At 68.9% G+C, this 16,527-nt stretch carries 14 protein-coding genes; 3 read left to right on the top strand and 11 right to left on the bottom strand.

The window, feature by feature from the left end:
• Positions 1–115: 115 nt before the first annotated feature.
• Complete coding sequence (locus KDH83_RS15070; RefSeq protein WP_212317185.1) at positions 116–889, top strand: SDR family oxidoreductase; 774 nt, start codon at positions 116–118, stop codon at positions 887–889.
• A 71-nt stretch (positions 890–960) separates the two neighbouring features.
• A complete protein-coding gene (locus tag KDH83_RS15065; protein WP_212317183.1) occupies positions 961–1,230 on the top strand; it encodes a hypothetical protein in 270 nt (89 codons plus the stop codon).
• Positions 1,231–1,262: 32 nt separating this feature from the next.
• Here KDH83_RS15065 and KDH83_RS15060 read toward each other — a convergent pair whose 3' ends face one another.
• From KDH83_RS15060 to KDH83_RS15030, 7 genes are all read right to left on the bottom strand, one after another.
• On the bottom strand, positions 1,263–2,810 hold the full coding sequence (locus KDH83_RS15060) for an efflux transporter outer membrane subunit (protein WP_212317181.1): 1,548 nt from the start codon (positions 2,808–2,810) through the stop codon (positions 1,263–1,265).
• On the bottom strand, positions 2,807–5,920 hold the full coding sequence (locus KDH83_RS15055) for a multidrug efflux RND transporter permease subunit (protein WP_212317179.1): 3,114 nt from the start codon (positions 5,918–5,920) through the stop codon (positions 2,807–2,809). Before KDH83_RS15055 ends, KDH83_RS15060 begins: the two co-directional genes overlap by 4 nt.
• Entirely contained in the window at positions 5,917–9,015 is a 3,099-nt protein-coding gene (locus KDH83_RS15050) for an MdtB/MuxB family multidrug efflux RND transporter permease subunit (protein WP_212317177.1), read from the bottom strand. The genes KDH83_RS15055 and KDH83_RS15050 overlap by 4 nt, the downstream gene beginning before the upstream one ends.
• Before the next feature lie 12 nt (positions 9,016–9,027).
• Complete coding sequence (locus tag KDH83_RS15045; RefSeq protein WP_212317175.1) at positions 9,028–10,290, bottom strand: MdtA/MuxA family multidrug efflux RND transporter periplasmic adaptor subunit; 1,263 nt, start codon at positions 10,288–10,290, stop codon at positions 9,028–9,030.
• 121 nt (positions 10,291–10,411) lie between these two features.
• A complete protein-coding gene (gene zapD, locus KDH83_RS15040; RefSeq protein WP_212317172.1) occupies positions 10,412–11,164 on the bottom strand; it encodes a cell division protein ZapD in 753 nt (250 codons plus the stop codon).
• A 71-nt stretch (positions 11,165–11,235) separates the two neighbouring features.
• Positions 11,236–11,856: a dephospho-CoA kinase gene (coaE, locus tag KDH83_RS15035; RefSeq protein ID WP_212317170.1), complete on the bottom strand. Its 621-nt coding sequence runs from the start codon at positions 11,854–11,856 to the stop codon at positions 11,236–11,238.
• 50 nt (positions 11,857–11,906) lie between these two features.
• Complete coding sequence (locus tag KDH83_RS15030) at positions 11,907–12,770, bottom strand: A24 family peptidase (protein ID WP_212317168.1); 864 nt, start codon at positions 12,768–12,770, stop codon at positions 11,907–11,909.
• 217 nt (positions 12,771–12,987) lie between these two features.
• Between KDH83_RS15030 and KDH83_RS15025 the strand changes: the two genes are divergently transcribed.
• Positions 12,988–13,779, top strand: a complete 792-nt coding sequence (locus KDH83_RS15025) for a copper resistance protein NlpE N-terminal domain-containing protein (protein ID WP_212317227.1) — start codon at positions 12,988–12,990, stop codon at positions 13,777–13,779.
• A 112-nt stretch (positions 13,780–13,891) separates the two neighbouring features.
• Here KDH83_RS15025 and KDH83_RS15020 read toward each other — a convergent pair whose 3' ends face one another.
• From KDH83_RS15020 to KDH83_RS15005, 4 genes are all read right to left on the bottom strand, one after another.
• Positions 13,892–14,263: a helix-turn-helix transcriptional regulator gene (locus KDH83_RS15020; protein WP_212317166.1), complete on the bottom strand. Its 372-nt coding sequence runs from the start codon at positions 14,261–14,263 to the stop codon at positions 13,892–13,894.
• A gap of 108 nt (positions 14,264–14,371) precedes the next feature.
• Entirely contained in the window at positions 14,372–15,226 is an 855-nt protein-coding gene (gene panC / locus KDH83_RS15015; protein ID WP_212317163.1) for a pantoate--beta-alanine ligase, read from the bottom strand.
• 37 nt (positions 15,227–15,263) lie between these two features.
• Entirely contained in the window at positions 15,264–16,154 is an 891-nt protein-coding gene (locus tag KDH83_RS15010; protein WP_212317156.1) for a ScpA family protein, read from the bottom strand.
• A 16-nt stretch (positions 16,155–16,170) separates the two neighbouring features.
• Positions 16,171–16,365, bottom strand: a complete 195-nt coding sequence (locus KDH83_RS15005) for a DUF3460 family protein (protein WP_212317154.1) — start codon at positions 16,363–16,365, stop codon at positions 16,171–16,173.
• Positions 16,366–16,527: the final 162 nt, after the last annotated feature.

The raw sequence follows: 16,527 nt of genomic DNA, 5'->3' as shown, positions 1-16,527 counted from the left end.
TCGTTAATTCTGGACAGTAAAGACAGAATTAACAGCTTTATCCTGATTTTGTGGAATATATCATTCCCTTCCATGAGCGGCCGCAATCCGGCGGCCCCGCAATCAGGAGCCTCTCATGGCGGATCACGGCATCAAGGGCAAGACCATCATCATCGCGGGCGGCGCGAAGAACCTGGGCGGGCTGATCGCCCGCGACCTGGCGCAACAGGGCGCGCGCGCCGTGGCGATCCACTACAACAGTCCGGCGACCAAGGCGGACGCCGACGCCACCGTGGCGGCGGTAAAGCAGTTGGGCACGCAGGCGGTGGCGTTGCAGGCCGACCTGAGCTCGGCCGGCGCCATGGAAAAGCTGTTCGCCGACGCGGTGGCCGCCGTCGGCCGGCCCGACATCGCGATCAACACCGTGGGCAAGGTGCTGAAGAAGCCCTTCACCGAGATCACCGAGGCCGAGTACGACGAGATGACGGCGGTCAACTCGAAGGCCGCGTTCTTCTTCCTGCGCGAAGCGGGTCGTCACGTCAACGACAACGGCAAGATCTGCACGCTGGTCACTTCGCTGCTGGGCGCCTACACGCCGTTCTACGCCGCCTACGCAGGCACCAAGGCGCCGGTCGAGCACTACACCCGCGCCGCGTCCAAGGAATACGGCATCCGCGGCATCTCGGTGACGGCGGTCGGCCCCGGTCCGATGGACACGCCCTTCTTCTATCCGGCCGAAGGCGCCGACGCGGTGGCGTACCACAAGGCCGCCGCCGCGCTGTCGCCATTCTCCAAGACCGGCTTGACCGACATCGAGGACGTGGTGCCCTTCATCCGCTTCCTGGTGTCCGACGGCTGGTGGATCACCGGCCAGACCATCCTGATCAACGGCGGCTACACCACCAAGTAAACGGCGGGCGGGCCATGCGCGCCGCCGGAACGCACCGGCGGCGCCCGCGCGTCATTCATGAAGGAAAAGACATGCACATGCTGCTGACCATCTGCAATGGCCTGCTGGTGCTGGCGGTGTTCCTGCTGTTCGGCCGGCTCTGGGGCGGCGACTCCGCCGCGCTCGTGCTGGCCGCCAAGCTGTTCATCCCGGCGTGGCTGCTGCTGTCGATCGTGAACCTGTGGATCGGCGTGAGCCGCGCCGGCTACACGGTGCGCGAGGAACTGCCCATCCTGCTGCTGGTGTTCGGCGTGCCGGCCGTGGTGGCCGCGCTGACCGTCGCCTTCACGCCGCGCGGCTGATACAGGACCAGGGCCGCGCGGCTGACCCTGGACTAGGGCCGCGCCGGCGTCGCCGCAGCCGGCTCGGCGACGGCAGCCGCCGTCCCGGCATCCGCGGGCGCCGTCGCGGCCTGCGCCGGCGACGGATTCAAGCCATCCCAGCCGCCGCCCAGCGCCACGATCAGGTTGACGCTGGCGGCCAGCCGGTTGCCCAGCAGGCTCAGCGCGCTGCGCTCGCTGCTGAGCGCCGTGGCCTGCACCACCGACACGCTCAGATAGTCCACCAGGCCGGCCTCGTACTGGTTGCGGACCAGGCGCAGCGATTCGCGCGCCGCCTCCAGCGCGCGGCCCTGCACCACCTGCTCCTGCTCCATGACGCGCAGCTGGATCAGATAGTCCTCGACCTCGCGCAGGCCGGTGAGCGCTGCCTGCCGATAGGCCGCCGCCTGCGCGTCATAGGCCGCGCGCGCCTGATCCACCTTGGCCTGGCGCGCGCCGCCGTCGAATACGGTCAATGCCAGCGCCGGGCCGAGCGACCAGAAGCGCGCCGGCGCCGTCAGCAGCTCGGCGAACTGGCCGCTGCGGAAACCACCGTCCGCCGACAGGGTGAGGCTGGGGAACCAGGCCGCCTGCGCCACGCCGATATCGGCATTGGCGGCCGCCGCGCGGCGCTCCGCCGCCGCCACGTCGGGACGCCGCTCCAGCAGCTCGGACGGCAGCCCCACCGGAATCTGCGGCAGTTGCTGCGTGAACGGCGCGGGCGTCAGGCTGAACTGCGACGGTGCCTGCCCCATCAGCACGGCGATGGCGTGCTCGTACTGCCCGCGCTGCCAATCCAGGTCGATGGACTGGGCCCGCGTGTTTTCCAGCTGCGTGCGCGCCACGGCCACATCCGCCTGCGCCGCCACGCCGACCTCGTAGCGGTTCTGCGTCAGGCGCAGCGACCGTTCATAGGCCGCGACGGTGGCGTCCAGCAGACGCTTCTGTTCGTCCAGCACGCGCAATTGCAGATACGTCAGCACCAGGCTGGCCTGCGCGCTCAGCCGCGTGGCGGCCAGATCGGCCTGGCTGGCGGCGGCGCCGGCCTCGGACGACTCGACCGAGCGGCGCACGCGGCCCCACACGTCCAGCTCCCAGCTGACGCTGCCGCTCAGCGAATACTGATTCGACACATTGCCGCCCGACGAGGACGAGCCGCCCTGCGTGCCACCGCCGCTGCCCGAGCGCGTGACGCCGGCATTGGCGCCCACGGTCGGGAAGAAGCCGGCGCGCGCGCCGCGCACCAGGCCCAGCGCCTGACGATAGTTGGCCTCGGCCTGCGCGATGGTCTGGTTCGATGCGTTCAGGCGCTCGACCAGGCCGTCGAGCGTGGCGTCGCCATAGACGCGCCACCATGCGCCGCGATCGGCCTGGTCGCGCGGTTCGGCGGGCTTCCAGCCCGGCACCTCGCCCTGCCCTTCCTTGTAGGACGCGCCGATGTCCAGCGCCGGACGCTGATAGTCGGGCCCGACGGCGCAGGCGCCCAGCAGGGCGCACAGCGCGAGCGCGACGGCGCCGCGCAGCGGCAGGAGGGGGAACGACGGCTTGGCGTTGCGGGTCATGGATGTTCTGAGGAAACGGCCGCCGCGCCGCCGGAACGGCGCCTGCGCGCGGCCCAGAGACGGAAGCGGTCCAGATAGAGATAAACCACGGGCGTGGTGTAGAGCGTCAGGATCTGGCTCAACACCAGGCCCCCCACGATGGTGATGCCCAGCGGCTGGCGCATCTCGACGCCGGCGCCGGTGGCCAGCATCAGCGGCAGCGCGCCGAAGATGGCGGCCATGGTCGTCATCATGATGGGACGGAAGCGCGTCAGGCAGGCCTGGAAGATCGCGTCGCGCGGCGCCAGCCCCTGCGTGCGCTCGGCCTCCAGCGCGAAGTCCACCATCATGATGGCGTTCTTCTTGACGATGCCGATCAGCAGGAACACGCCGATCAGCGCGATCAGCGTGAAGTCCTGGCGCAGCATCAGCAGCGCCAGCAGCGCGCCCAGGCCGGCGGAAGGCAGCGTCGACAGGATGGTCAACGGGTGCACGAAGCTCTCGTACAGGATGCCCAGCACGATGTACATGGTGACCAGCGCGGCCAGGATCAGCCAGGGCTGCTGCGCCAGCGTCTGCTGCAGGGCGGCGGCGGTGCCCTGGAAGCCCGCCTGGATCTGGTCCGAAGGCAGCCCGGTGCGCGCCACCGCCGCGTCGATGGCCGCCGTGGCCTGGCCCAGCGACACGCCGGGCGCCAGGCTGAACGACACCGTGTCGGCCACGAACAGCCCCTGGTGCTGCACGCTCAGCGGCGCATTGGCATCCTCGAAGCGGGCAAAGGCCGACATGGGCACGCGCGCGCCGGTGGCGGTGATCACTTCCACCTGCTTGAGCGACTGGATATCCTGCGCGAAGCGCGGATCCACGCCCATCACCACGTGATACTGGTTGAGCGGGCCGTACATCACCGACACCTGGCGCTGGCTGAAGGAATTGTTGAGCACGGTGGAGATGGTGCTCATGCTGACGCCCAGCCGGGTGGCGGCCTCGCGGTCGATCACCAGGTTGATCTGGCGCCCCTTGTCCTCGACGTCGGTGTCGACGTCGGTGATCTCGGGCACCTCGGCCATGGCGCGCTGCACCTTGGGCATCCAGGTCCGCAGCAGCTGCAGGTCGCCGGACATCAGCGTGTAGTCATACGAGCCCTGGCTGGAACGGCCGCCGATGCGGATGTCCTGCTGCGCCACCAGGAACATGCGCGCGCCCGGCATGTTCTGCAGCTTGCCGCGCAGGCGGTTGATGACCACGTCGGCCGACACGCCGCGCTCTTCCAGCGGCTTGAGCTGGATCTGCATGAAGCTGCTGTTGCTGCCGCCGCGCCCGCCGGCGAAACCGGTCATGCTCTGCACGGCGGGATCGGCCAGCACCACCTTGCGCAGCGCATCCAGCTTGGGCACGGTGGCCTGGAACGAAGTGCCCTGGTCGACACGGAAGAACCCCAGCAGCTGGCCGGTGTCCTGCTGCGGGAAGAAGCCCTTGGGCACCACCGTGTACAGATAGACGTTCAGCCCCACGGCCGCGGCCAGGATCAGCATCATCAGCCGGCCGTGCGCCAGCGCCCAGCCCAGCGTGCGACGGTAGCCGTCCTGCATGGCCGCGAAGCCGCGCTCGGACCAGCGCGCCAGCCGGCCCGGCGGCCGGGGCTCGGCCGGCTCGGCGCGCAGCAGCCGCGCGCACATCATCGGCGTGAGCGTCAGCGACACCACTAGCGACACCGCGATGGCGGCCGACAGCGTGACGGCGAACTCGCGGAACAGGCGCCCGACCACGCCGCCCATCAGCAGGATCGGGATGAACACGGCCACCAGCGACAGGCTCATGGACAGCACGGTGAAGCCGACCTCGCGCGAGCCGCGCAGCGCGGCGCGCATCGGCGTCATGCCTTGCTCGACGTGGCGCATGATGTTCTCCAGCACCACGATGGCGTCGTCCACCACGAAACCCGTGGCCACGATCAGCGCCATCAGCGAGATCGTGTTCAGCGTGAAGCCGCACAGGTACATGACGCAGAAGGTGCCGATCAGCGACACCGGCACCGCGACGCTGGGGATCAGCGCGGCGCGCCAGCGCCGCAGGAACAGCAGCACCACCAGCACCACCAGGCCCACGGCGATGATCAGCGTCAGCTCGGCCTCGTGCAGCGAGGCGCGGATGCTGGGCGTGCGGTCCTGCGCCACCGACATCTTGACGTCGGCCGGCATCAGCGCGGACAGCATGGGCAGCTGGGCGCGTATCGCGTCGACGGTCTCGATGATGTTGGCGTCGGCCTGGCGCCGCAGGATCATCAGGATGGCCTTGCGGTCGTTGAAGAAGCCCGTCTGGTACAGGTCCTCCACAGAATCCTCGACCTTGGCCACGTCCGACACGCGCACCGGCGCGCCATCGCGCCAGGCCACGATCAGCGGCTTGTATTGCTCGGCGCGGCTGAGCTGGTCGTTGACCATGACCTGCCAGTGATAGCGGTCGTTCTCCAGCACGCCCTTGGGGCGGTTGGCATTGGCATTGGCCAGCGCCGTGCGCACGTCGTCCAGCGACACGCCGCGATTGGCCAGCGCGCCGGGCAGCACGGTGACGCGCACGGCCGGCAGCGAGCTGCCGCCCACCGTCACATCGCCCACGCCGTCCACCTGCGACAGCTTCTGCGCCACGATGGTCGAGGCCAGGTCGTAGAGCTGGCCCTGGCTGAGCGTGTCGGACGTCAGCGCCAGCGTCATGATGGGCGCGTCCGACGGGTTGGCCTTGTGATAGGTGGGATTGCTGCGCAGGCTGGTCGGCAGCAGCGAGCGCGCCGCGTTGATGGCGGCCTGCACGTCGCGGGCGGCGCCATTGATGTCGCGGCTCAGGTCGAATTGCAGCGTGACCCGGGTCGAGCCCTGCGTGCTGCTGGAGGTCATCTCGGTCACGCCGGCGATGCTGCCCAGAGAGCGTTCCAGCGGCGTGGCCACGCTGGAGGCCATGGTCTCGGGGCTGGCGCCGGGCAGGCTGGCCGACACCGAGATGGTGGGTATGTCCACCTGCGGCAGCGGCGCCACCGGCAGCAGGAAGAACGACAGCAGCCCCGCCAGCACGACCGCCAGGGTGAGCAGCGTGGTCGCCACCGGACGGACGATGAAGGGCGCCGAGATGATCATGAGGCGTTCCCGGCCCGCGCGGGACGCGCGCCGCGCCAGCGGCGCGACAGGCGGTCGAACATCAGGTAGATGACCGGCGTGGTGAACAGCGTCAACACCTGGCTCAGCAGCAGCCCGCCCACCATCACCAGGCCCAGCGGCTGGCGCAACTCAGCGCCCGTGCCGGTGGACAGCATCAGCGGCAGCGCCCCGAACAGCGCCGCCAGCGTGGTCATCAGAATGGGACGGAAGCGCAGCAGCGCCGCCTCGTGGATGGCCGCGCGCGGCGACAGGCCGCGCTTGCGCTCGGCGTCGAGCGCGAAGTCGATCATCATGATCGCGTTCTTCTTGACGATGCCGATCAGCAGGATGATGCCGATAATGCCGATCATGTCCAGCTCGGTGCCGCTGATCAGGAGCGCCAGCAGCGCCCCCACGCCGGCCGAGGGCAACGTCGACAGGATGGTGATCGGATGGATGTAGCTCTCGTACAGCACGCCCAGAACGATGTACATGGTGATCACCGCCGCCAGGATCAGCCACAGCGTGCTCGTCAGTGAATTCTGGAACGCCAGCGCCGCGCCCTGGAAGCGCGTCTCCACGCCGGCCGGCATGCCGATCTCGGCCTCGGCGGCCTTGATGTCCTCGACGGCGCCGGACAGCGAGGCGCCCGGCGCCAGGTTGAACGACACGGTCACCATCGGGAACTGGTCCAGCCGGTTCACGGCCAGCACGGTCTTGCCTTCGGTGATGCGCGCCACCGAGGACAACGGCACCTGTCCGCCCGTCGACGTCGGCACGTGGATCTGGCCCAGCGCCGCCGGATTGGTCTGGAACTGCGGCTGCGCCTCGAGCACCACGCGGTACTGGTTCGACTGCGTGAAAATCGTGGAGATCAGCCGCTGGCCGAAGGCGTCGTACAGCGCCTCGTCGACCACGGCGGCCGTGATGCCCAGGCGCGAGGCCGCGTCGCGGTCGATCTCCACCCAGGTCTGCAAGCCCTCGTCCTGCAGATCATCGGTCACGTCCGACAGGCCCGGCACCTGGCGCAGCCGCTCGACCAGCTTGGGCGTCCATTGGCTCAGCACGCCCAGGTCGGGATTGGACAGTGTCATCTGGTACTGCGTGCGGCTGACGCGGTCCTCGATGGTCAGGTCCTGCACCGGCTGCATGTAGACGGTCAGGCCATCCTGGCTGGACAGCGAATCCTGCAGCCGCGCCATGACCGCGCGCAGGTCGCCGCTGCGCTCGGCATGCGGCTTGAGCGCGATCAGCATGCGGCCGGCGCTGAGCGTGGCATTGCTGCCGTCCACGCCGATGAAGGACGACACGGCGGCCACGTCCGGATCCTCCAGCGCCTTGCTGGCGGCGGCCTGCTGGCGCTCGGCCATGGCCGTGAAGGAGATCGATTGCGGTGCCTGGGTGATGGCCTGAATCAGGCCCGTGTCCTGCTGCGGGAAGAATCCCTTGGGGATCATGATGTACAGCAGCACCGTGAGCGCGAAGGTCGCCAGGGCCACCAGCAGCGTCAGCGGCTGATGCCGCAGCACCACCTGCAGCATGCGGTCGTAGGCGGCGATGACGCGGTCGATGAAGGCGCCCGTGACCTGGTGGAAGCGTCCGTGGCGCTGCTCGGACTCGGCGCGCAGCAGGCGCGCGCACATCATCGGCGTGAGCGTCAGCGATACGAACAGGGAGATCAGGATGGACACCGCCAGCGTGATCGCGAACTCGCGGAACAGCCGGCCCACCACCTCGGTCATGAAGAGCAGCGGGATCAGCACGGCGATCAGCGAGAAGGTCAGCGAGATCAGCGTGAAGCCGATCTGCGAGGCGCCCTTGAGCGCCGCCTGCAGCGGGCTCTCGCCCTCCTCGATGTGGCGGGCGATGTTCTCGATCATGACGATGGCGTCGTCCACCACGAAACCGGTGGCGATGGTCAGCGCCATCAGCGTCAGGTTGTTGATGGAGAAGCCGGCCAGGTACATGATGCCGAAGGTGCCCACCAGCGACAGCGGCACCACCACGCTGGGAATCAACGTGGCCGTGAGGCTGCGCAGGAACACGAAGGTCACCATCACCACCAGCGCCACGGCCAGCAGCATCTCGAACTGCACGTCGGCCACCGAATCGCGGATGGTCTGGGTGCGGTCGGACACCACGGTCACGTCCAGCGTGGCGGGCAGCGACGCGCGCAGCTGCGGCAGCAACGCATTGATCCGGTTGACCACGTCGATCACGTTGGCGCCGGGCTGGCGCTGGATGTTCAGCAGGATGGCCGGCTTGTCGCCCGCCCAGGCCGCCTGCCGCACGTCCTCGGCCCCTTCCACCGCGCGCGCCACGTCCGACAGGCGCAGCGGCGCGTTGTTCTTGTAGGCGATGATCAGGCTGTTGTAGTCGGTGGGCGTCTTGAGCTGGTCGTTGGCGTTGATCGTGGTCGAGCGCAACGGGCCGTCCAGGTTGCCCTTGGGCTGGTTGACGTTGGCGCCGACGATGGCCGTGCGCAGGTCCGACAGCGACATGCCGTTGGCGGCCAGCGCCTGCGGATTGACCTGCACGCGCACCGCCGGCCGCTGGCCGCCGGCCACGCTGACCAGGCCCACGCCCGGAATCTGCGACAGCTTCTGCGCGACGCGCGTGTCCACCAGGTCGCGCACCTGCGGCAGCGGCATGGTGGGCGAGGTGATCGCCAGCGTCAGCACGGCGGCGTCCGCCGGATTGACCTTGTTGTAGGTCGGCGGCACCGGCAGGTCGTTGGGCAGCAGGTTGGAGGCCGCGTTGATGGCCGCCTGCACCTGCTGCTCGGCCACGTCCAGCGGCAGGCTCAGGTTGAATTGCAGCGTGATGACCGACGCGCCCCCGGAGCTGGTGGACGACATCTGGTTCAGGCCCGGCATCTGTCCGAACTGGCGCTCCAGCGGCGAAGTGACCAGCGAGGTCATCACGTCGGGGCTGGCGCCGGGGTACAGCGTGGTCACCTGGATGGTCGGGTAATCCACTTCCGGCAGGGCCGACACCGGCAACAGCCGGTAGGCGATGAAGCCGGCGATCAGGATGGCCACCATCGACAGCGTGGTAGCCACGGGCCGCAGGATGAACAGGCGCGACGGGCTCACGGCGACGTCCGCTTATCGGGTGGCCGGGGTGGTGCCGGCGGGCGCGCCCGCGCCCAGCGACTTGTCGGTCGACTTGGGTATCGTGTCCGATCCCTTGGCGACGTCGACCTTGGCGCCGGCGCGCAGGCGGTCGGTGCCCTCGGTCACGACCCGGTCGCCGGGCTGCAGGCCCTCGTTGACCGCCACCATGCCGTTGTTGACGGCGCCCAGCTTGACCTGCCGCACGGCCACCGTATCGTCGTCCTGGACCAGGAAGACGAAGGCGCCGGCCGAGCCCTGCTGCACCGCCGCGACGGGAATCGCGGTGGCGTCCTTGCGCGTGGTCACGTGCAGGCGCGCGTTGACGAACTGGTTCGGGAACAGCGCGTCGTCGGCATTGTCGAAGCGCGCCTTGAGCTTGAGCGTGCCGGTGGTGACGTCGATCTGGTTGTCCAGCGTTTCCAGCTTGCCGCTGGCGATGCGGCGGGTATCGGCCCGGTCATAGGCCTCCACGGTCAGCTTGTGGCCGGCCGCCAGCTCGGCCCGCACTTCGGGCAGCTGGGTCTCGGGCAGCGTGAACACCACGGAGATGGGCTGGGTCTGGGTGATGACCACCAGGCCGTTGGTGTCGGAACTGGAAACGAGGTTGCCCTTGTCCACCTGGCGCAGGCCAAGGCGGCCGCTGATGGGCGCGGTGATGCGCGAGTAGTCCAGCTGCAGCTTGGCATTGTCGACATTGGCCTGGTCGCTCTTGACCGTGCCTTCGTACTGGCGCACCAGCGCGGCCTGCGTGTCGACCTGCTGTTTGGCGATGGAGTCCTGCTTGTATAGGGCCTGGTAGCGCTGCAGGTCGCGGCGGGCGTTTTCCAGCTGGGCCAGGTTCTGCATCTGGGTGCCCTGGGCCTGGGCCAGCGCGACCTGGAAGGCGCGCGGGTCCACCTGCGCCAGCAGATCGCCGGCCTTGACGACCTGGCCTTCCTGGAACGGCACGTCCACCAGCTCGCCGCTGACGCGGCTGCGCACGGTGACGGTGTTGTAGGCCGTGACGGTGCCCAGGGACTTGAGATAGATGTCGATGTCCTGCTTGACCGCGGCCGCCGCGCGCACCGGCACGGCCATGTTGGCCATGGCGGCCATCTGGCCGCGTCCCGCGCCAGGACGGCCCGCGCCGGGCTTGGCAGCAGGCCGCAGCGCCAGCCAGGCGATGCCGGCGACGACCAGCAACAGGATGGCCCACCCGAGCAAGCGGCGTCGGGTCCAACGGGAAGGCGGAGTAACGGGACGGCTTTGAGACATGGAAGCGGATCCGGCGCGAGCGGGAAAAGCCGTATTGTCTACTAGGCGACGTTGAATTCGTATGATGCCCGGCCGCGCTGAAATAGCCCGCAACAGGAATCGGGGCCTGAAGGCCCCGCGCTCAGGAATTGCAGAGCGTCATCTGGAAGGGCACGTCCCGCGCCACCGGCTGGGGCTTGAAATCCCCGTCCTGGGTGGAAAAACGTATCCAGATCATATACTTATTGGCGCTGATCTCGGGAAACACGCCGTGCGCCGGGTCCACCCACACGCGCAGCATCTGGAACTGCTTGCCGCCCAGCATCTGCTGGTAGGCGCCCTGCTCGGCCACGGTGTCGCTCTTGCGGCCGGACTCGCGCAACAGGCGCAGCGCCAGCGTCAGGCCGTCGTACAGGGGGACGAAGGGCGCGGTCCAGGCCTGCAGGTCGGCGCAGCGCGCGGCCTGGGCCTTGTGCTGCCAGGAATAGTACGAGGGCATGTCGACCTGGATCGCGCCACCCGCCACCGACAGGCGGCCGCGCAGGCTGGTCAGCCATTCGTTCTCGCGCAGCGACTGGCCGGTCTTGCCGGTCGCCGACAGCGTTTGCGCGATCTTCTCCATTTCGCGCAGCATGCCTTCGAGCGCGTCCTGGGCCACGCCGGGATGGTCGCGCAATGCACCAAGCGCCAGGCGCTGCCGTTCCAGATCCTGCAGCAGCGCGCCCTTGATATCGGTGCGCTCGCAGGCGTCGAGCAGGTCGAACAAGGCGGTGACGGCGACCTGGTGTTGGCGGAAATCTCCCTCGCGGGCGAAGAAGAACAGCCTGTCGAACAGGTATTCCAGCCGCAGATAAGCGCGGATGCGCTCGTTGAAGGGATACTCGTAAACAATCACGCTATATGCAGGCCCGTCAGGAGTCGGCCGCGTGGGCCGGGTTATTCATGAGCGCCGCATTGGCGCCAGGCTCACGGCCTTGCGGCCGCCAACGCCAACCAACGCTCATGCACGGTCTTCGTCCGCGCGCGCAATTGTTCCGGTGTGGTGTCGCCATCGTTGTCGACGACATCGTCCGCGACCGCCAGCCGGCTTGCCCGCGCAGCCTGTGCCGCCATGATACGCCGTATGGCAGGCTCCGTCAGCCCGCTGCGCGACTGCACGCGCGCGACCTGCGTGGCGGGATCGCAATCGACCACGCAGATGCGGTCCACGCGCGGCCGCCAGCGCGGCAGCGACTCGACCAGCAGCGGCACCACGAACACAAGATAGCAGCCGCGCGCCGCGTCGGCCTGGCGCTCCGTCTCATCGCCGATCAACGGATGCAGCACGGCTTCCAGCCGCTGCCGCACCGAGGCATCGGCGAAAGCGCGCTCGCGCATCCAGGCGCGGTCCAGCGAACCGTCCTCGGCCAGCGCCCCGGCGCCGAACGCCTGCTCGATCGCGGGCATGGCCGAACCGCCCGCGACGGTCAGCGCGCGCGCGATCTCATCGGTGTCCACCACGGACGCGCCCCACTCGGCCAGCATGTCCGCCACGCGCGACTTGCCCGAGCCGATGCCGCCCGTCAAACCTATCTTGAATATGCTCATAGCCTTCGCCCCATGTATGGCCGCTCGCGCGCCGGCGCCATGCCCGGCGGTCATGGCAACAGCCTTGCCAGCCCGGGCTCGCCGCCCAGCAGCAGCACCGCCACCCCGGCCAGCGCCAGGTAGGGGCCGAAAGGCAAGGGTTGGCCACGGCTGGCGCGACCGGCCAGCGTCATCGTACCGCCCACCAGCACGCCGGCCAGCGACGCCGCCAGCAGCAGCATGGGCAGCGCGCCCACGCCGAACCACGCGCCCAGCGCGGCCAGCAGCTTGAAGTCGCCGTAGCCCATGCCTTCGCGCCCCGTGAAATAGCGGAACGCGTGAAAGATCAGCCACAGGAAACCATAGCCGGCCACCGCGCCCAGCACCGCCAGCGGCAGCGGCGTGAAACCGTCGCCCAGATTGACCAGCAGCCCGGCCCAAGCCAGCGGCAAGGTGATCGCGTCGGGCAGCAGCGTGCTCTCCAGGTCGATCCAGGCCAGCGCCACCAGGGCGGCCGACAGGCCCATGCCGCACAGCGCGATGGGCGTGGGCCCGAAGCGCCAGGCGCAGGCGGCGAACAATACGGCGGTCAGCAGTTCGATCGCGGGATAGCGCCAGCCGATGGCGGCGCCGCAGGCCGCGCAGCGCCCCTTGAGCAGCAGCCAGCCCGCCCGCGGCCACCGGCGCCCGCCCCGGACCGGCGCCGCACATTGCGGACAATGCGAGGCCGGCGCGCGCAGGCCATAGGCCGGGGCGCACGCCTGCTCCGTGGCGACGGCCGGCTCGGCGGACTCCTGGCAATGCGCCTGCCACTCTCGTTCCATCATGCGCGGCAGCCGATGGGTCAGCAGCGTCAGCCAGCCGCCCACGGCCAGGCCGGCCAGGGCCGCCAGAACCAGGAACAGGGATTGAGGCAGGTCAAAGGCTTGCCACATGGCCGTCATGCACCCCCGGCGTCCGACCAGGCGCACGGCCAGGCCCCGCTGCTAGGGGACGGGCGGTGCAAGCATGCCAGGCGGTCATGCCCGGGGACGTGTCGTAATTTGCGCATAAAGACAGGCCGCTCGACGGAGCGGCGATTGGATTCGTATCGAATCTTCGCATAAGTGCGTAAAATCGGAGACAGACTCAATTCACGGATAAGCTGCCATGATGACCGCGCGCGACGATACCTCCACCCGCCCCCGCAAATTCAACATCATGGCGCTGCTGCTGGCCGGCTCGGCACTCGGTATCGCCGGCTGCGCGCAACAGCGCACCGAAGGCTATTACGACCCTCCGGCTGAAAGCACCGTCACGGACGCCCAGTCCCAGGGCTCCGGCGCCGGCTACCGCACCGTCCTGCGCGCACCGTCGCAAGTGCAGATCGCGCTCAAGCCCGACGCCCCGCGCAAGACCGCCAGCCAGCAGGCCCAGGCCGCCCAAGCGGGCCATACCACCGAGGACGGCCAGGCCGTGCCCGAAGGCGCCGACAGCGGCGCCGCCTCGGGCGTCGCTGCCTCGGGCGCGGCGCCCGCCCCGGCCCTGCCGGCATCCACGCCCAGCGCCGCCGCGCACAGCCTCGTGCCGCAGCCGCAGACCTACATGGGCACGCTGCCCTGCTTCTCGCCCGCCATGCAGTGCACGGCGCAGCGCGTGACGCTGACGCTGGCGCCCAACGGCCGCTGGCGCGGCCGCGTCGCCTACCTGGAAAGCGACGCCAAGCAGGGCGCGCCGGTGGTCGAGCAAGGCTGCTGGGACGCCACCGACGAGCGCCCGTCGCGCGTGATCCTGCTGGACGGCAAGGGCAACGTGCGCGCCGAGTTCGCCGCCGCAGCCAACAATGTGCTGCGCGTGCGTTCCATCGCTGGCCAGACGCCCAACCTGAACTACAACCTGACCCGCCAGCCCGACCTGGACCCGATCGACGAGCTGGCCAAGGCCGCCGCGCCGCAGTGCCCTTGAGCGCCGCCGGCAACGGCTGAACGCGGCGGGCAGCGATACCCGGCTGCCCGGCTGCGACACGACAGGCCCGCCTTCTGGCGGGCCTGCGCGTTTCCGGGCCTGGCGACCCGCGCTAGGACCGGCCCCGGCCGCGCGGAACAGCCGGACTGATAGGGTGCGAACAAGGACTGGACGAATCGGACACAGCGGTGGCGGCGGACGAATCGGAAGCGCCAGCGCAAACCGCGGCCGCGTCGGGATACCGCAGCAACGGCGACGCTCCCGCGCGCCAGTGCTCGCACAGCCGGCACGCCAGCTGCATGGCGTTGCGGACGCCGAGTTTTTCGAAGATGTGGGCGCGATGGGCCTCGGCCGTGCGCAGCGAAATGCCCAGGTCGATGGCGATGACCTTGTTGGCGCGACCGGTGGCCACATAGAGGACGATTTCGCGTTCGCGCGGAGTCAGCGAAGCGAGCAGGGAATCGAGATCGGAGCGTAGCTGCATGGGCAAAGACTGCTGGCATTCCTGTGAATACCCGCAGTCTGCCGTGATGGCGGCCAGGTCGTAAGCTGGCAATTCTGACAGCGGCGGGCCGCGCCCGCCGCCCGGCGGCTACGCCCGGTAGGCGAGTTCCAGGTTGTCGATCAGCCGGGTCGCGCCCAGCTTGGCGGCGGCCAGCGCCCCCAGCGGCTCGCCGGCGGCCAGGTCGGCGGCCTCCGGACGCTTCAGGTCGCGCTGGCGGCGCACCGAGATGTAGTCCACCTGCCAGCCACGGCGCGCCAGGCTGGCGGCGGCCTCGGCCTCCAGCGCGACCGCGTCGGTCGCGCCGGCGGCCAGCCGATGCTCGATGGCGCGCAGCTCGGCGTACAGCGCCGGCGCCTCGGCGCGCTCGGCCTCGCTCAGGTAGCGGTTGCGCGACGACAGCGCCAGGCCGTCGTCGGCGCGCACGGTCTCGTGCGCCAGCACTTCCACCGGCAGCTGGAACTGGCGGCACATGTTGCGCACCACCATGAGCTGCTGGTAGTCCTTCTTGCCGAACACGGCCACGCGCGGCTGCACGCAGGAGAACAGCTTCAGCACCACCGTGCTCACGCCCGTGAAGAAGCCGGGCCGGAACTCGCCTTCCAGGATGTCGCCCAGGTCATCGGGCGGCTGCACGCGGTAGTTCTGCGGCTCGGGATACATCTCGCGCTCGTCGGGCGCGAACAGCACGTAGACGTCGCGCTCGCGCTCCATCTTCTCGATGTCGGCGGCCAGCGTGCGGGGATAGCGGTCGAAGTCCTCGTTGGGCCCGAACTGCAGCCGGTTGACGAAGATGCTGGCCACCACCGGGTCGCCGTGCTGGCGGGCCATCTTCATCAAGGACAGGTGGCCTTCGTGCAGGTTGCCCATGGTGGGCACGAAGGAGACGCGATTCTGGCCGCGCAGCTGGTCGCGCAGTTCCTGGATGGTGTGGACGACTTTCAAGGGAATTCTCCGGGGTTGGCGCAGCCCCGCCGGCGGATCAGGCCGCGACGGCGGCCACGCTCGTGTAGGCCAGGCGCACGTAGATCGGCGCGTAGGGCTCGGCCTGCGTGATCTCCAGCAGCGATTCGCGGGCCAGCTCGAGCATGGCGATGAAATGCACGACGACCACGGCCGCGGGCGCGCCTTCGCGGATGCGCTCCATGAACAGGTCGCCGAACTCCATGAAGCGCACGTCGTTCAGGCGCCTCAGGATATGGGTCATGTGGTCGCGCACGGACAGCTGTTCGCGCGTGATGTGGTGGTGCTGGTTGAGCCGGGCGCGCTTCATGATGTCGGCCCAGGCCGCGCGCAGGTCGTCCACGTCGACCTCGGGCAGCATGCGCTCCACGCTCAGGTCGGCCACGGCGTGGCTGCTGACGAAATCGCGGCCCAGCTGGGGCATGGCGTCGAGCTTCTGCGCCGCCAGCTTCATCTGCTCGTACTCGAGCAGGCGGCGGACCAGTTCGGCGCGCGGATCCTCGGGCTCTTCGCCGGTGTCGCTCTTCCTGACCGGCAGCAGCATGCGCGACTTGATCTCGATGAGCATTGCCGCCATGAGCAGGTACTCGGCGGCCAGCTCCAGGTTGTGGATGCGGATCTGGTCCACATACGACAGGTATTGCCGCGTGACATCCGCCATGGGGATGTCCAGAACGTTGAAGTTCTGCTTGCGGATCAGGTACAGCAGCAGGTCCAGCGGCCCCTCGAACGCCTCGAGGAAGATCTCCAGCGCGTCCGGCGGGATGTACAGGTCCGTCGGCATCTGGAACAGCGGCTCGCCGTAAAGGCGAGCGAACGCCACGCTGTCGACCGTGTCAGGGGTGCTGTCGACGGGCGGTTCCACGAGCGCGGCCAGAGCGTCGCCTGGGACGGAGGCGTTCTTGGACATGGCTGCCGTGACGGTATCAGTCGGCCTGATACACGTACGGCCTTTGCGGCACGCGGGCCGCGCGGAAGCCTTCCTGCAGTTCCTGGTCCTGCGGCTTGTCCCAGAGGCGGGCGCGGCCTTCGCGCTGGCGCTCCTCGGTGCCGGGATGGGACTTCTTGTAGTCCTTCCGGGAGGGGGGGGGCTCGGGGTCGGTGGTGGTTGGCCTGGACACCCCGCTCTTTTACACATCTCCCAGCCCACGAGACGGGCTCCCATCTCCTATGCCGGCTTCTGCTTTGAAAATAAAAAAAAACAAACACATCGCTAGCCATCAGTCTCGTTACGTATCAAAATCTACATGATAATCAGTCCGCCACGAGTGTGATGAAGGTAT

The organism is Achromobacter sp. Marseille-Q0513, from assembly GCF_018195695.1.
Taxonomy (GTDB): domain Bacteria; phylum Pseudomonadota; class Gammaproteobacteria; order Burkholderiales; family Burkholderiaceae_B; genus Achromobacter.
Note: the sequence above shows the minus strand (reverse complement) of the source record. Positions and strands in the feature narration are given on the sequence as shown.

Excerpts from the sequence above, each read along its gene's own strand:
- coaE (WP_212317170.1), bottom strand. The coding sequence starts at position 11,856 with ATGAGCATATTCAAGATAGGTTTGACGGGCGGCATCGGCTCGGGCAAG.
- KDH83_RS15025 (WP_212317227.1), top strand. The coding sequence starts at position 12,988 with ATGACCGCGCGCGACGATACCTCCACCCGCCCCCGCAAATTCAACATC.
- KDH83_RS15060 (WP_212317181.1), bottom strand. The coding sequence starts at position 2,810 with ATGACCCGCAACGCCAAGCCGTCGTTCCCCCTCCTGCCGCTGCGCGGC.
- KDH83_RS15020 (WP_212317166.1), bottom strand. The coding sequence starts at position 14,263 with ATGCAGCTACGCTCCGATCTCGATTCCCTGCTCGCTTCGCTGACTCCG.
- KDH83_RS15010 (WP_212317156.1), bottom strand. The coding sequence starts at position 16,154 with ATGTCCAAGAACGCCTCCGTCCCAGGCGACGCTCTGGCCGCGCTCGTG.
- KDH83_RS15070 (WP_212317185.1), top strand. The coding sequence starts at position 116 with ATGGCGGATCACGGCATCAAGGGCAAGACCATCATCATCGCGGGCGGC.
- KDH83_RS15065 (WP_212317183.1), top strand. The coding sequence starts at position 961 with ATGCACATGCTGCTGACCATCTGCAATGGCCTGCTGGTGCTGGCGGTG.
- KDH83_RS15055 (WP_212317179.1), bottom strand. The coding sequence starts at position 5,920 with ATGATCATCTCGGCGCCCTTCATCGTCCGTCCGGTGGCGACCACGCTG.
- KDH83_RS15030 (WP_212317168.1), bottom strand. The coding sequence starts at position 12,770 with ATGTGGCAAGCCTTTGACCTGCCTCAATCCCTGTTCCTGGTTCTGGCG.
- KDH83_RS15045 (WP_212317175.1), bottom strand. The coding sequence starts at position 10,290 with ATGTCTCAAAGCCGTCCCGTTACTCCGCCTTCCCGTTGGACCCGACGC.